Genomic DNA, 15020 nt, shown 5'->3' on the forward strand with positions numbered 1-15020 from the left:
ATGTTAGGTAAACAAACTGTAAAAAGTCGAATTGGATTTTGGATGGCGATTCTGTTGCTAGTGAGCTTCTGCTTGCTGCCTTTCGCACAAATCTTATCGACATCATTGAAGCATCAATTTGATTGGGGTAACCCATCATTGATTCCTCAGGTCGTTAACCTTGATGCCTATAAAGAGTTGTTGGGATTAAATGAAGTAAAAGAAGTAGAGCTGCCAGCAGCAGTTCAGAAGATTCTATCGAATCCAAAAATACCTCAAGATAAGAAAGACGCCATTGTTGCTAAATACAGTGGTGGTGCGGATGTCTTTCCTTTCGGACGGTATATGCTAAATAGCTTTGTTATTTCCGCCGGGGCGGCAATTATTTCACTGGTCTTTGCTGTGATGGGGGCTTATTCAATCAGCCGTCTACGCTTTCAAGGACAAGTTGTCGTGCAGCGTTCAGTGTTATTTGTCTACATGGTTGGTGGCGTTCTGCTGATGGTTCCTCTTTATCAGATGGCGGTAAATGTCGGATTAGCGACCAGTATGTGGGGATCAATATTTAGCCTATTCGCTATTTATATTGTTCAAACGTTGCCAGTTGCACTTTATATGTTGGGTAACTACTTCCGAACGATTCCATTTGCGCTTGAAGAGGCGGCAATGATGGATGGTTACTCACGCAGACAAGCAATATTGAAAGTAGTGATACCTTTGTCACTGCCTATGCTAGCAACAGTATTTATGTACTGCTTTATTATCGGATGGAATGAGTATTTGTTTGCGTCTGTTTTCTTAAAACAATTTAAAGAATTCTACACTTTGCCTTTAGCTCTTCAGGAACTGTTTTTGTCGAAGAATGCTATTTGGGACCGCATTATGGCAGCGTCTATGCTGACTCTGGCTCCAATTATTGTGTGTTTCTTATTTGCTATGCGTCATATGGACGGTGGCAAAACTGATGGCGGTGTAAAAGGTTAATTATTATGGCTTCTATTTCTCTTAAAAATATTATCAAGAACTACGGCGAAACGAAGGTCGTGAAAGACATTAGTCTAGAAATTCAGGACGGTGAGTTTGTGGTTCTGGTTGGTCCTTCTGGCTGTGGTAAGTCAACCACTCTACGTATGATTGCAGGTTTAGAGCAACCAACATCTGGCGATATTCAAATTGGCGATAAGGTGGTCACTCATGTAGAACCACAAGACCGAAATATTGCCATGGTATTCCAAAACTATGCTTTATATCCTCATAAAACGGTTGAAGAGAATATTGTTTTTGCTCTTAGACGTTTAAAAATGGATGAAGCAGAGATTGAGCGTCGTCTAGAAGAAGTTTCTAAGATGCTTAAGCTGGATGAGTACTTAAAGCGTAAGCCAGCAGATTTGTCTGGTGGTCAACGCCAGCGTGTTGCTATGGGTCGTGCCATCATTCGTGATGCGGACTGCTTCTTGTTTGACGAGCCTCTATCAAATCTTGATGCTAAATTACGTAACCATATGCGTACTGAAATAGGTCAAATTCACAACAAATTTGGTCGCACTAGTGTGTATGTTACGCACGATCAGGTTGAAGCGATGACGCTAGCGGATCGCGTTGTAGTTATGCGTGACGGTATCATCGAGCAAGTAGGTACGCCGATGGAAATTTATTTGGATCCAAATAATATTTTCGTTGCGACGTTTATTGGTTCTCCTTCAATGAACATCATTGATGGTACGCTTTATAATGACTATTTAGAGGTGGGAGGTTATCAAATCCAACGCTCTATGCTGGTCAATGTTGCTATTGATGATGAGATTACAAGTGAAGGTAAAGCGGTAAAAGTGGGGATTCGCCCAGACTTCTTTAATGACAAAGCACACTTCTCTGAAACGGAACGTACTTTTGATTTTGATGATATTGAAATCGACCTTGTTGAACCTATGGGCTTCGATAAAGAGGTACTGTTCAAACTGGGAGAGCAGAATGTCAAGGCAAGACTTGATTTGCGCTCCGAAGTCGAAAAAGGCAATAAGATGGATCTGTTAGTGGATCTCTCCAGAGTGTTGTTATTCGATATCGATACAGAAGAACGACTATAAAAAAACAGGCCTCTCACTTCGGTGCGAGGCCTTTTTTTATCATCAACATTGTGAATAAACAAATGACCCAGTTGCTAGCATCTATTGCTCACTACTTGTTTGAGCAAAACAATCAATTTGAACTGTCAGCAGCTCAAGATACTGCTGCTGCCCTGTGCCGTGCATGGTTTATCACTCAATCGGGAGAGAGAGCTAAAGAGTATCAAGCGGCATTGCATCTGTTAAAGCAGCATCGCCATCATCCAGTGATACAACTGCTTGAACAATGTCTGCCGCTTATTGAACAAGAATCCGGCTTGTTACCGCAGCGTATTGTCGATGATGATATTGATGCTCTCTGGTCACTGTTTTCGCCACAAGCCATCGCGTGTCGAGACAACGGCAATCTGGTTGCAAAACAGCTGTTAGAGAAGCGGAGTATAGAGCTCACTAGACCTGACGAGCCGTTAATTACCGACGTTGCGAAACAAATACTGTTTACCAGTAATATTATGCTAACGGTGCCTATAGATTGTCCCAAGCATTTACCGACAGAGATGCAGCAGCAATTAGTGTTGGCATCTTCACAACCTCAAGCGTATTGGTATGATCATCCGATCCCGATAGGCATTCCTGCTGAAGAGAATGAAATACTGTATGGGCTCCAGCAGTTGGATCGTTCGATAGAGTATGAACGCCAGCGAGGGAATATTGCTGACAAGCAGAAAGTTGCCATTGCTCTGTCTGTTTCTGTTACGCACCCTGCATTAGCGTCGATTGCTAGGCAGTATGTGCAGTGGGAGATAGAACAGCATTTAAATCTAAATAACATTCAAGTGACACTTTTTGCCGAGAATGATTGCCAGCAGTTGCTGTCATGTTTTCCTCATCCTAGTGATGCATTAAAACAAGTATTTGGTGTAGATGGTGCTTATGGACGCCATTATAGCTTTTTAAAAGCGATTGCTGCGTTATGGCAAAAAACCATCAATCCTGAGCTTAGAGCGACGTTCAAGATAGATTTGGATCAGGTTTTTCCCCAGCAAACTTTGATAGAGCAAACCGGTTACTCTGCTTTTGAACACTTCTTACAATCCAACTGGGGAAGTGACGCCATTAATGCTAATGGGAAAGCGGTACATTTGGGGATGATCGCAGGTGGTTTAGTTAACGAATCTGATATTGAGAAAGGTCTGTTTACTGCCGATGTGACACAACCCGTTGATGGAAAGTATGACGTATTTGAACAGCTATTTTGTAGTCGTTGGGCGCAGGCTATTTCGACAGAAACTGAAATCCTTAGTAGAAGCCGCAATATTCAACGAGTGCATGTTACCGGAGGTACAAACGGCATCACGGTTGATGCGCTATTTCGATTCAAGCCTTTTACGCCAAGTTTTATCCATCGAGCAGAAGATCAAGCTTACTTGCTGTCGTGCTTTGCGACAGATAACGAACAACCTCATTTAGTTTATGCCCATCAACCGGGACTGATCATGCGCCATGATAAGGCGGCATTTGCTGGCAGAGCCATGTCGGTTGCTGAATCTGGAAAAGCACTTGGTGATATTGAACGTATACTGCTGTTTAGTGGCTATGCGAAGCATCACACACTTCCATTTGATGAGTTAAAACAACGTCTCTATCCATTTACTAGTAGCTTTATCAGTCGTACACCAGTCACCTTGGCATTATTGAGATTTACACTCGAAGGAACATATAAGAATAGTGAGTATATTGATTCAGGTGCGAAACGGCTGATGAAGTGTGTCGATTTTTATCATAACCAGTTGAGTCGAGAGCTAACTTTTAACCAACAGGGGTGGGAGGAGTATTATCAAACCCTTGCCAATATGACTTTATTCAATAAAGATATGCATCGAGTTATTCTCGGATGCCAAATTACTATATAATCAGCGCGCCGAAGTTAGGAGCTTGTCAGTATGTCTATTAAAAAATTAGCAGAATCATTGGGTCTATCTAAGTCAACAGTATCTCGTGCCCTGAATGGTTATAGCGATGTGAATCCAGAAACCAGAAAGAAGGTTTTTGATGCTGCTAATGAGATGGGATACAAACCAAATGCAACAGCAAAACGGTTAGCTTCTGGTAAGTCACGTAATGTTGGCATCATTCTGCCATCAAACTCACGAATGTTTGTTTCGCCAGCTTTCTCCAAAGTACTTGCCGGTGCCTCGACCTTTTTAGCAAAACATGATTATCAGCTCATGGTAACCACTATTTCTGACTTTCAAGATGAAGACAAAGTGTACCAAGACTTTATCAATAGCGGCATGATAGATGGTCTGTTCGTTGTTCGTACTCGTGTAAATGATGAGCGAATTGCGATGCTCAAAGAGCGTAAATTTCCTTTTATATGCCACGGTTTTGATGAAGGGTATGACGCGGACAGTTTTGTGGATGTCGATAACGCAGAGGTGTTTTATCAACTCACAAAACGGCAAATTGAAAATGGCCACAGCAGAATCGCATTTATTGATGGCCCAAGCGAACTGACACTCTCTGTATCTCGTTTCCGAGGCTATCATCGAGCCATGGATGAAGCTGGATTAGAGGTTGATCCAAGATGGGTAAGAAATGGTGAGCTAAGTGAAGATGGGGCTCTGAGGTTAGCCAAAGAGGTGCTTTCGTTAGCTCAGCGACCGAGTGCTATTTTGTGTGCCGATGACAATATGGCGATAGGTACAATCGCCGCTTGTGAAGAGTTAGGTTATCTACCGGGTAAGAATATCTCTATTGCAGGATATGGTGATTACGAGCAGGGGCGCTACAGTAAGCCTGCTGTGACTACGGTGAAATATGCCACTTTTGAAGTAGGCGAGGAGATGGCTAAGCTGATGCTAAATAAACTAGAGAAACGCTCCTACACCATTCAGAACTGGTATCAAGGCAACATCGTGGTTAGGCAATCGGACCTGCTGTCACGTTAGACAGTCTGTATTGTTTGTTAAAGCACGATTGTTCAGCAAAGTATGGTTATTTTCCGTTGCGATAATGTTTTGGAAAAACATGGAATGTTTTCTTAAACTGATTAGAAAATTCATACTGAGAAGCGTATCCAAGTTGTTGAGATATCTCAGAAATTTGCATAGAAGTAGACCTTAACATTTTACACGCTTCGTCCATCCGTTTACGAATTAAATACTCTCTCGGCGACACGCCCATTTTCTTTTTAAATGTTTTTCTAAATCGTTCATATCCCCAACCTTTGCTTGCACAGTACGCTCTAATATCAAAGCGATGAGCGTATTTTTGTTCAAAATCACGACAGCTTAACTCTATGATCGCGTCATTTTCGATTGGCTTATCTTGTTCGCTAAATAGTGCCCTTAGAATAGACAAATAGAGTAAGTAACCATCGATGAGCGTTTCTTCACTGGTTGTCCGCAATAACATCATCAACTGTTCAATGTTATCGATGCTAGCTTGGCTGTACTTATCGTTGTAAACCGGGATAGTACTGTCGATTAGAGATAATGAGCATAAGTGCTGATACAGCTCTTGGTTACAATCGAGGTAATACTCTTTCCACTCGCTGTTAGGGTCGATAATAGTGGTATGAGGTTTGTCTGGTCTGCGTTGAAACAATGAGCCTTTAGTTAATGGGTAGCGTTTACCATTTTCATCGCAGTAGTGACCTTCTCCTTGGATAACGTAGACCAATGAGTAAAAGGGAAATGCCACGTCGATGTGATCGATTTCGATGCCTTTTTTATTGATATAACCACAACCTATCCAGTTTTTCGATTGGCCTAATGTTCTTGAAACATTGATCGGTTCAGACTGCTGATAATGGTTTGGCGTTACGCTTTCACAGCAGAGAGACTTCGCCAAATACTTGTGCTGGTTGTTCTGAATCATAGTGAGTTCTCTACTGAGTGCCTAATACCATTTAGCATATCTTAAATACCAGAAAGAGTATTCTGTTATTCTTTAACCCCTTTATTATAAGCAATGTAATAGAAATAAAGGAGAATTAACATGAGCCATTTAACAAAATACAGTGCCATTAAACAGTTGCTGGATATTTGTAATGACGTTGATCCACGCATTAGCTTGAGAAGTACCATGTTGGTGGTTCTTATTGTGGGTGTTATGAAATTAAAGCGTGGCTATATGGCATTGCAATGCCGTGGGCTGGAGATTTATCTTGTGACTGCTTTTATTGCCATTATTGCATACTGCCTATAAGCAGCAAGGTACCGAACCGTTATGTACGGCACTTTTTCTCTAACATGATACTGTCTGCTTCTGTCAGCATTTGTTCAAAATCTCGGTCGGTATCAACATAGATATAACCTAGCGTTAAACTAAACTCTAGAGACAAATTATTATTACCATGACGGCCGCATTGATATAGTGATTGTTCAAACTGTTGGATATCTTGTTCGCCAGAGACGGTCATTAGTACCGCGAACTCATCACCACCGAGTCGGCCAACAATATCTGAAGAGCCTACTGAGTCCGTGAGCGTCTTTGCTACGGCTATAAGAACATTGTCTCCTGCAGTATGGCCATACTTATCATTAATTGCTTTAAATCGGTCAATATCAATGTAGAAAAGCACCAATTGGTCATCGGCCTGTTTAGCCAAATGAATACGTTGCATTGCCAGAGAGTAAAAACCTCTACGATTGTTAATCATGGTCAATGGGTCGGTAACCGCTAGTTGCTGCATTTCTTTAAATGCTTCCACGAGACGCAGGTCTGACTCTAATAAATCTTTTAGCTGATGAATCAGTTCCAAATAGGGGCCATTATAATCGGTGACCTCGTAGTCCATTACGCAAAAGGTGCCAAACGGATCGCCATTAGGCCAAAAAACCGGAACGCCAAAGTAGGAGCGAAAACCATCATTATGTACTTCTGGATTTGTATCCCAATAGGAGTCAGCTAATGCATTGGCAACGTAGAGAGGTTGGCGGGTTTCAACGATTCTTCGGCAAAAAATATTTGTTTCAGGTTCGACAATGACACCAGCAGGATAAGGGTTCGATGGCTGCTCACTTGAAATGGTAACTTGAAAACCCTCTTGAGTATATTGCACAAGAAAACTGGCGGGGGCGTTATACATTTTCGCCAGTAAATTAATGGTTTTCTGCCATTTCTGTAGAGAGATGAGTTCGTTAGGTCGATTAAGTAGGAACTTGTCATGTTCAATTTTTTGAATATCCATATTCATAATACCACTTACTCAATGCCAAAAAATAATGTTAACGAAATGTCAACAATAACCATCGTATGCTTAATGTTTTTCTGGATCAAGGTATTACTTTATATTTATTTGCTATATTAATTAATTTTTAGTAAATAATCTTAGATTCGATGGTTTCTTAATATTTTGAAGCTTGTACAATTAAACTCACTTGATTGGTTACATAAGTCGAAACCAATACATTCTCGCAGAGTAAGCATATTGTGAATGGTTATATTATTGCTTGGTATCAAATAGGGCAATTTAAGTTGCTTACTTCGGATATTGATTGAGGATTGAAATGAAATTTTTAGTTACAGGTGCCGCTGGGTTTATCGGTTCGAAGACGGTAGAAGAGTTGTGCAAAAAAGGGCATCAAGTTATTGGTGTCGATAATAACAATAGCTATTATGACGTTAAGTTAAAGCATGCTCGTTTAGATAGAATAATGCATGACAATTTTACTTTTTTGAACTTAGATATTTCCGACACGCAATCGGTGATGGAATTATTTGCAAAAGAGAAATTTGATAAAGTTATTCACTTAGCTGCACAAGCAGGTGTTCGATATTCTATTGAGAACCCACATGCTTATTCTCAGAGTAATTTAACTGGCCATCTAAATATTTTAGAAGGGTGCCGAGCAGAGAAAGTCGCGCATTTAGTATATGCCTCATCAAGTTCAGTTTATGGGTTAAATGCGAGTACACCATTTAAAACATCAGATTCTGTTGATCATCCGGTTTCTCTGTATGCGGCAACAAAAAAATCCAATGAGCTAATGTCACATTCCTATTCTCACCTCTATGACATACCAACGACAGGGCTGCGTTTCTTTACTGTTTATGGCCCATGGGGGCGTCCAGATATGGCACCATTTATCTTCACTAAACGTATATTAGATGGCGAAACCATAGATATTAATAACAATGGTGATATGTGGCGCGACTTCACCTATGTTGATGATATTGTTGAAGGGGTAGTAAGAATTGCTGATGTTATTCCGCAGCGAGATGAACAATGGACCGTTGAGAACGGGACACCAGCCAGCAGTTCTGCACCGTATAAGGTTTATAATATCGGCCATGGTAGCCCAATAAACTTGATGGACTTTATCACAGAGATAGAACAAGCGTTGGGTATTGAAGCGAAGAAAAACTTTAGAGAGATGCAGGCAGGGGATGTTTACAAAACGTTCGCTGATACTGAGGATCTGTTTGCTGCGACAGGTTATAAACCTCAAGTAGGCATTAAGCAAGGTGTTGCTGAATTTGTCGCTTGGTATAAAGAGTTTTATAACAAGTAAGTTCAGCCCATTTAGTAAAAAAAAGGAGTTGCATGTGCAACTCCTTTTTTGCTTGTCACGTTTCCATTGGGTTATTGGATTATTGGTTTTTGCCGCGACTTTCTATAAAAATATAACTTAGCCATGCGCAGACAAAAGAGAAATATCCTGCCCAAGCAACATCCGTAAAGTGATGCCCGCCGGCCGCAACTCGGGCGTAGCTGACAAACAGATACCAGCTAACAATGCCTATTGCTAACTGTTTTGCTAGCTTTAGCTTGCCTCGGCGGTAGGCGGCAAATGCAAGAAGTAAAAACGATAGAGGCACCGCGGCATGACCCGATGCAAATGATTTACCCTCATTACCCCAGTTGGCTTCTAATACGGCTTTGGGTTGATATTGACCGCCAAACTCTACGGTTTGAGATGGGCGAGGTCGACCAAAGTTCTCTTTAAAGACAGAATTAACGATCAGTCCTGGGCCCAACAAAATAGAGATAAACAGCGCGAGTACCAAGCGATTATGTTTTCTGATGGACTTCTTAAACAGTGCCGCAATGGCAAAGCCAATGAAAAAGAGAATGCTAACGGTCACAGAGATATTGATAGAACGATAAAAAAACCTGACTAGAGAATCATTTTTTAAAGTGAAGCCATCTTGTGAGTGATAAAAGAAACTGGTGATAGCAATATCAAGGTTGAATAATCGCGTTGCAATGGTAATTATTGCAATGATAATTGTCGCGATAATAATGGGTTGCCACTTTGATTGTAATATTTGACTCATAATAATTCACAGCATTGTATGTAAAAAAGCAGACCTAAACAGATCGTTCGCCTGCTCTATATAGAGATATGTTCAAGTACCGACGACGTTACTTGAACACAAATGAACTGAGGCATGATGCCGCAATTTTCTATTTATTGTAACCTTTGAAGCCTTTTACTCGATAAATATCATAATCACTGGTTTTGTTTTCTGACACTCTACGATTTACTGCCGATAGTAACTCAACGTCCGTAAAATATTTGTCAACATTGGACTTACCCATATCGGTAAGAAATAGAGCTTCTTTGTCAGAGCCTAAGTATGGCCTTGTCAGTTCAAAATGACTTTTCACTACAGTACGTGGCCACCATGCGACCAGCCGATCATTAGGACGGTCAAAAGTATAAAAGGCCGCTTCTGTTATGGCGGTTCTGCCATCAACAATTAATTGATCTTGCGGGTACTTGTCGGTGAAAACTTTGACTTCTTCTCCCCACTCTTGCCAGCCTCTAACACGTTTAAAAGGGTCTTTGCCTTCTGGTAACTCAATACCTGCAGCTTGAATAATAGGATCACCAAGTTGCACAACCATACCAAGTGCAAGATTGCTGGCTAGCATAGCGATTAACCAGCCTTTACGGTGCTGCAGAAAATGAGCAATACCTATAATTACAGCGACATACGTTGGCGCTGCCCAGTTGGCATTATACTTACCTTGCAGCGCGACTAGAGAGATTATAATCAGCATCGGCATGCTAAAATTAATTAATAGGTTTCTCGGCTTTTCGCCTTTGATTAACCACCACCACATAACGATAAATCCGACTGGCCCAAGGATACCTGCCTGCTCCAATATAAAATTAAACATTTTATTCGGATAGAGCCCTTGTTTATCTACATAGTCAGCTGTGTGAGCAAAAGTAGGAAAGTCGTTTAGGTAATTCCAATAGAAATTTGGTGCTAATATCAGTAATGAAAGCCCCGCCATAACCCATAAACGAGGGTTTTTTAACTGTTGGCTGTGACCGAAAAAGAGCATGTAACCTAACGCTGATAGAGAGAATATCGCCATATTGTACTTGGTAAGCAGACCTAGGCCGCATACCACTGCGCACATAATCCAGTTAAACCATGTATTGGTTTCGATGCTGCGCAAGAAAAACAGCATGGCGCTGCTCCAAAAAAGAAACAAGAGAACATCGGTAGAGGTAATCGTGGATGAAAGCGCTACGCCGGGAAGGGTGATAAACAGTACGGCTGCCCAAAAACCAACCCGTTCAGAAACTAATTTGCGTCCTAATAGATAGATGATTAAAGCGGTAACGGGGTACACCAATATCGCGCCCAACTTGATAGTAAAGACCGAATGGCCAAATAAGCTGGTAACAAAATAGATAAGAACCGCGACCATAGGTGGTTTTGAATAATAGCCCCAATCTAACTCTAGCGACCACCACCAATACTGAATTTCATCAACGTAGAGATCCAGTGAACTAATGGAAAGTGCGTAGCCGCGAAATAGGGAAATTAGCGCAAGAACGACCAATAGCGTTGTTAGCATTGAACCTGTGCTGGTGTTCTTAGACGTAGAATTATTTGTCATAAACTCGTTTCAATCGTTGATTTTTTTGGCAGCATAAAGACGATCATAGCGCCAAATATAGAATTAAATAAAATAAAAAAGTGAGAATTTAAAGCGGCGGCTACTATTTCTTTAGAGCTAACAGCACTTAAATCAGCGCCGCTGGACATCAAACCAAATGAGACGGCCGCTTCATAACTGCCGAACCCACCGGGTAATCCCGGCAGCATACCAGAAACTTCGCCAAACAGCGCTGCAATTGTTGTTTGTTCGATTAGTAGAGGCGTCATGCTCGCCAACAAAGCCGCAAACAGGAAGATTTTGATGCCCCAGTTTAACCATGAAAGGGCGGTCATGCGGAGTAATTTCTTTTTGCTATCAGGAATATTGGTCAATATCTGCCAGATAAATTTCACTTTGTTTCTTGCTCTATGTTTATAAGTGAGGCCTATAAGCTGTCTGCGAAGTGAAATACCCACTAAAGGTATGAAAAATGAGACCAGTAACCATGCCAGTACCCATACTCCAGCCATAGGAAAAGAAAAAATAGCCACTGCAATCGAAGCCAAAACATAAGCATCAAAAAGACGCAAAACTAATAATGCAGGAACAGAGTGAGAATAAGGCGTCGAAAATGCTTTTTTCATTAATATGGGAAAAGAGATCTCCCCAGCCTTTGCTGGCAGCAGGTTAGCCCAGAAGGTTTGCTTAATAACAATAGGTAATACAACCTTGGTGGGCAATTGAATGCGTGGGCTGTTGAAATAAATGGAAATTCGATAGCTTCGAACCAGATAACTAAACCAATATAACAGAGTAAAAAAGATAACGGCGTTAGTTGGAATGGTGCTCCAGAATGAAAGTAGAGTATCCCACCCCCAGATAGCTTGAACTGCGACAATTACTGAAAGGAATGTCAACACAGAAATAAGGGCCGAACGGTGTTTCATAACTATGCTTGACTTCCGAATTGAGTTATAGTGAAAAACTTAAATAGAATAGCATAAAATGATGGTGAGAGTAGCTATTATGTCGGATAACAAAGTTTCCGAAACTAATGAAAAATATAAAGTTAGTGTCGTTGTCCCTATCTACAATGAAGAAGAAAGTGTTAAGCCGTTAGTTGACGCAATTGATAGCTCTTTAAAGAGCGCTCCATTTGAGTGGGAACTGCTGTTAGTGAATGACGGCAGTAGTGATAGAACATTGCATGTCGCAATGGAAGCGCAACAGCAATACGGTGATCATGTTCGAATCATCGCTTTACAGCGTAATTTTGGTCAGACTGCTGCTATGCAAGCAGGGATAGAGCAATCTGACGGCGATTATATCGTAACGTTAGATGGTGATTTGCAAAATGATCCTGCTGATATTCCGCATATGGTGCAGCGTTTAATTGACAGAGATTTAGACCTATTAGTCGGCTGGCGTAAAGATCGAAAAGACAATATGTTGATTCGTAAGGTTCCTTCTAAAGTGGCTAACTGGTTAATCGGTAAAACCACAGGTGTTAAGCTAAATGACTACGGTTGTAGCTTAAAAGTTTATCGTGGCAGTGTGATTCGTAACGTAAAACTCTACGGAGAGATGCATCGATTTATTCCTGCTTGGGTTGCCATTCATGTACCCGTTGATCGTATTGAAGAAGTAGAAGTTAATCACCATGCAAGACAGTTCGGTGAATCTAAATACACCATTTCACGTGTATACCGAGTGATTCTTGACCTGATTTCAGTTATCTTCTTTATGCGTTTCCGTACCCGACCATCTCACTTCTTTGGTCCAATTGGACTAGGTTGTGGTGCGCTTGGATCGCTGATGATGTTGGTACTCGCGTTTGAGAAATTCATACTTGGTGAGGCCATTGGTGGTCGTCCAATGCTGATTGTCAGTGTATTACTTATTGTAATGGCAATGCAGTTCATCACCACAGGTATTCTGGCTGAAGTGGTCAGCCGTACTTATTACGAATCTTCAAATCGTTCTACCTATGAGTTTACTGAGATAACGTCAGATTCAACAGCTGAAACTCCGGCTCCAGTTGCCGCAGAGACAGAGGCGCAGCCTGAGCCGTCATCGAAAGAGTAGATGAGCTAATTTGTTTATAAATGTGAGAGCTTTCAATTAATTGAAAGCTCTTTTTTTTGCTTAAATAGCGCCGATAGAAATTTTAATGAGAAATATTCTCATTAAAATCATTGCTTTACCTCTACTTCACACTTCTTCGATCTTGATTCACTTATCGCTTACTTTCTGACCTGTAGCTCAACATTTTCATAACAATGCGATTATATTTTAAAGTCTGGAACAGCGATTAACCTTAATGTTGGATGACTTAACTATTTAATAAATCATATGTTTTAACCTATTCAATGGCTAAATATCCGAGTTGAGGTAAATGAGAATAGCTGGTGCAACTAGAATGGCGCTTACGTTGATAACAGAATAATAGACGATGCTCCGTTCTTACCAAGTAGAAGGTAAACACTCATGAGCAACTCGTTAAAGGATATGACCTTACCACCTGATTTAACGGTTAAAAAAGGATCCGGTCCGGTACGTACAAAATTCCCCATCTATGCCAATACACTTCCTCCATGCAACCATGCCTGTCCAACAGGCAGCAATATTCAAAGATGGTTATCCCTCGCACAAGAAGAGCGTTATGAAGAAGCCTTTCAAGAGCTGGTGCTGAATAATCCAATGCCCGCTATTCATGGTCGTGTGTGTTATCACCCTTGTGAATCTGCTTGCAACCGAATCAATGTTGATCAGCCAGTGAGTATTCATGCTGTAGAGCGGTTTTTAGGTGATTTGGCGATAGAGAAAAAATGGCCGATTCGTTATGAAGCTAAATCTACAGGAAAAAGAATTCTGGTGGTTGGTGCCGGGCCTAGCGGGTTAGCGACGGCGTATCACCTTAAACGTTACGGTCATGATGTTGAAATTAGAGAAGCCGGTCCTATGGCCGGCGGTATGATGCACTTTGGTATTCCTGCGTATCGACTACCCAGAGAGATATTGAACCAAGAGGTCGACCGAATTCAGCAAATGGGCATCAATATTGTGCTTAACAGCATGGTGCAAGATATTTTAGCTGAGAAGGTAAAAGGGCAGTTTGATGCAGTATTTCTTGCTATTGGTGCGCACATTGGTCGAGGACTGGATATTCCCCATGACGATCCAAGTAACGCCATCGATGCGGTGACTTACTTGCGACAAATAGAAACAGAGGAAGCCCCCGAGCTTGGTAAACGAGTTGTGGTCTATGGCGGAGGAAATTCGGCCATGGATGCAGCACGTACCGCGAAACGAATGGGGTCTGAAGTGACGGTTGTGTATCGTCGCGACAGAGCCAGTATGCCCGCCCATGATTTTGAATGTGTTGAGGCTATGGAAGAAGGGGTGGAGTTCTTATGGTTACGCACCATAAATCAAGTGGATGGGACGACGTTTACTTTAGAAAAGACGGTGCTGGATGAGAGCGGGCGACCGCAACAGTCGGGGGAGTTTGAGACTCTAGAAGCTGATTTTCTAATTTTGGCATTAGGGCAAAACATTGACACGATAATTACCCAAAATATCCCAGGAGTGGAGTACAAATCCGATGGCACCGTTATTGTTAATGATCAAATGATGACAGGATATCCGGGGCTGTTTGCCGGTGGCGACATGGTGCCTAGTGACCGAACAGTGACCATCGCGGTGGGGCACGGTAAGAAAGCCGCGGCTCATATAAACGGATTTTTGAAACATCGTCCATTTACCAAAATCGCGAAAACCCCCTTAATTAAATATGACAAATTGCACTTATGGTACAAAACGGATGCGGAACAGCGGGAGCAACCTGCTATGCCTCCACAGATTCGAACCGCGTCATTTGACGAAGTGGTAGGCGGTTTGAGCCAAGAAGAAGCTTTGTATGAGTCTCAACGCTGCTATTCATGTGGTAATTGTTTTGAATGCAATGGTTGTCTGGGGGCGTGCCCTCATGGTGCGATTACCTTCAATGGTAAAGACCAAGGTTATTCTGTGGATTACAACAAATGTACGGGTTGTGAGGCATGTTATGCCCAGTGTCCATGTCATGCCATCGAGATGGTTGAAGCGGAAGTGAAATAGGA

The 15020-nt window shown here is 41.7% G+C and carries 13 protein-coding genes; 8 read left to right on the plus strand and 5 right to left on the minus strand.

All coding sequences use genetic code 11. The features are described 5' to 3' along the window. The 4 genes from F0227_RS10945 to F0227_RS10960 all read left to right on the plus strand — a co-directional run bounded on the left by F0227_RS10945 (nucleotide 1) and on the right by F0227_RS10960 (nucleotide 4996). On the plus strand, nucleotides 1-963 hold the full coding sequence (locus tag F0227_RS10945) for a carbohydrate ABC transporter permease (RefSeq protein WP_171753240.1): 963 nt from the start codon (nucleotides 1-3) through the stop codon (nucleotides 961-963). 5 nt (nucleotides 964-968) lie between these two features. Then, on the plus strand, nucleotides 969-2066 hold the full coding sequence (gene ugpC, locus F0227_RS10950) for a sn-glycerol-3-phosphate ABC transporter ATP-binding protein UgpC (protein ID WP_171753241.1): 1098 nt from the start codon (nucleotides 969-971) through the stop codon (nucleotides 2064-2066). A gap of 62 nt (nucleotides 2067-2128) precedes the next feature. Then, nucleotides 2129-3958 (plus strand): hypothetical protein, encoded by a 1830-nt coding sequence (locus F0227_RS10955; RefSeq protein ID WP_171753242.1) that lies wholly within the window; start codon nucleotides 2129-2131, stop codon nucleotides 3956-3958. 30 nt (nucleotides 3959-3988) lie between these two features. Further along, entirely contained in the window at nucleotides 3989-4996 is a 1008-nt protein-coding gene (locus F0227_RS10960) for a LacI family DNA-binding transcriptional regulator (RefSeq protein WP_171753243.1), read from the plus strand. A 46-nt stretch (nucleotides 4997-5042) separates the two neighbouring features. On the opposite strand, the gene F0227_RS10965 is transcribed toward F0227_RS10960, so the two are convergent. Beyond that, nucleotides 5043-5927: an AraC family transcriptional regulator gene (locus F0227_RS10965; RefSeq protein WP_171753244.1), complete on the minus strand. Its 885-nt coding sequence runs from the start codon at nucleotides 5925-5927 to the stop codon at nucleotides 5043-5045. Between the two features lie 120 nt (nucleotides 5928-6047). Between F0227_RS10965 and F0227_RS10970 the strand changes: the two genes are divergently transcribed. After that, nucleotides 6048-6257, plus strand: a complete 210-nt coding sequence (locus F0227_RS10970) for a hypothetical protein (RefSeq protein ID WP_171753245.1) — start codon at nucleotides 6048-6050, stop codon at nucleotides 6255-6257. 19 nt (nucleotides 6258-6276) lie between these two features. Here F0227_RS10970 and F0227_RS10975 read toward each other — a convergent pair whose 3' ends face one another. Beyond that, complete coding sequence (locus tag F0227_RS10975; protein ID WP_171753246.1) at nucleotides 6277-7242, minus strand: sensor domain-containing diguanylate cyclase; 966 nt, start codon at nucleotides 7240-7242, stop codon at nucleotides 6277-6279. Nucleotides 7243-7561: 319 nt separating this feature from the next. Here F0227_RS10975 and F0227_RS10980 point away from each other — a divergent pair, with 319 nt between their 5' ends. Continuing rightward, nucleotides 7562-8566: an NAD-dependent epimerase gene (locus F0227_RS10980; protein ID WP_171753247.1), complete on the plus strand. Its 1005-nt coding sequence runs from the start codon at nucleotides 7562-7564 to the stop codon at nucleotides 8564-8566. Between the two features lie 79 nt (nucleotides 8567-8645). Here F0227_RS10980 and F0227_RS10985 read toward each other — a convergent pair whose 3' ends face one another. The 3 genes from F0227_RS10985 to F0227_RS10995 form a co-directional block, all read right to left on the minus strand. After that, complete coding sequence (locus tag F0227_RS10985) at nucleotides 8646-9332, minus strand: phosphatase PAP2 family protein (RefSeq protein WP_171753248.1); 687 nt, start codon at nucleotides 9330-9332, stop codon at nucleotides 8646-8648. 130 nt (nucleotides 9333-9462) lie between these two features. Continuing rightward, nucleotides 9463-10917: a glycosyltransferase family 39 protein gene (locus F0227_RS10990; protein WP_171753249.1), complete on the minus strand. Its 1455-nt coding sequence runs from the start codon at nucleotides 10915-10917 to the stop codon at nucleotides 9463-9465. Beyond that, nucleotides 10914-11846: a lysylphosphatidylglycerol synthase transmembrane domain-containing protein gene (locus F0227_RS10995; RefSeq protein WP_171753250.1), complete on the minus strand. Its 933-nt coding sequence runs from the start codon at nucleotides 11844-11846 to the stop codon at nucleotides 10914-10916. Before F0227_RS10995 ends, F0227_RS10990 begins: the two co-directional genes overlap by 4 nt. A 79-nt stretch (nucleotides 11847-11925) precedes the next feature. Here F0227_RS10995 and F0227_RS11000 point away from each other — a divergent pair, with 79 nt between their 5' ends. Both F0227_RS11000 and F0227_RS11005 read left to right on the plus strand, forming a co-directional pair. Further along, complete coding sequence (locus tag F0227_RS11000; protein ID WP_171753251.1) at nucleotides 11926-12984, plus strand: glycosyltransferase family 2 protein; 1059 nt, start codon at nucleotides 11926-11928, stop codon at nucleotides 12982-12984. A gap of 402 nt (nucleotides 12985-13386) precedes the next feature. After that, entirely contained in the window at nucleotides 13387-15018 is a 1632-nt protein-coding gene (locus F0227_RS11005; protein ID WP_171753252.1) for an NAD(P)-binding protein, read from the plus strand. The last annotated feature ends 2 nt before the right edge of the window (nucleotides 15019-15020 follow it).

Origin of the sequence: Vibrio sp. 99-8-1 (assembly GCF_013114595.1) — a bacterium.
In the GTDB taxonomy this organism is placed as follows: domain Bacteria; phylum Pseudomonadota; class Gammaproteobacteria; order Enterobacterales; family Vibrionaceae; genus Vibrio.

What these genes read in the sequence shown, in the direction of transcription:
- F0227_RS10945 (WP_171753240.1), top strand. Translation starts at nt 1, where the DNA reads ATGTTAGGTAAACAAACTGTAAAAAGTCGAATTGGATTTTGGATGGCG.
- ugpC (WP_171753241.1), top strand. Translation starts at nt 969, where the DNA reads ATGGCTTCTATTTCTCTTAAAAATATTATCAAGAACTACGGCGAAACG.
- F0227_RS10955 (WP_171753242.1), top strand. Translation starts at nt 2,129, where the DNA reads ATGACCCAGTTGCTAGCATCTATTGCTCACTACTTGTTTGAGCAAAAC.
- F0227_RS10960 (WP_171753243.1), top strand. Translation starts at nt 3,989, where the DNA reads ATGTCTATTAAAAAATTAGCAGAATCATTGGGTCTATCTAAGTCAACA.
- F0227_RS10965 (WP_171753244.1), bottom strand. Translation starts at nt 5,927, where the DNA reads ATGATTCAGAACAACCAGCACAAGTATTTGGCGAAGTCTCTCTGCTGT.
- F0227_RS10970 (WP_171753245.1), top strand. Translation starts at nt 6,048, where the DNA reads ATGAGCCATTTAACAAAATACAGTGCCATTAAACAGTTGCTGGATATT.
- F0227_RS10975 (WP_171753246.1), bottom strand. Translation starts at nt 7,242, where the DNA reads ATGGATATTCAAAAAATTGAACATGACAAGTTCCTACTTAATCGACCT.
- F0227_RS10980 (WP_171753247.1), top strand. Translation starts at nt 7,562, where the DNA reads ATGAAATTTTTAGTTACAGGTGCCGCTGGGTTTATCGGTTCGAAGACG.
- F0227_RS10985 (WP_171753248.1), bottom strand. Translation starts at nt 9,332, where the DNA reads ATGAGTCAAATATTACAATCAAAGTGGCAACCCATTATTATCGCGACA.
- F0227_RS10990 (WP_171753249.1), bottom strand. Translation starts at nt 10,917, where the DNA reads ATGACAAATAATTCTACGTCTAAGAACACCAGCACAGGTTCAATGCTA.
- F0227_RS10995 (WP_171753250.1), bottom strand. Translation starts at nt 11,846, where the DNA reads ATGAAACACCGTTCGGCCCTTATTTCTGTGTTGACATTCCTTTCAGTA.
- F0227_RS11000 (WP_171753251.1), top strand. Translation starts at nt 11,926, where the DNA reads ATGTCGGATAACAAAGTTTCCGAAACTAATGAAAAATATAAAGTTAGT.
- F0227_RS11005 (WP_171753252.1), top strand. Translation starts at nt 13,387, where the DNA reads ATGAGCAACTCGTTAAAGGATATGACCTTACCACCTGATTTAACGGTT.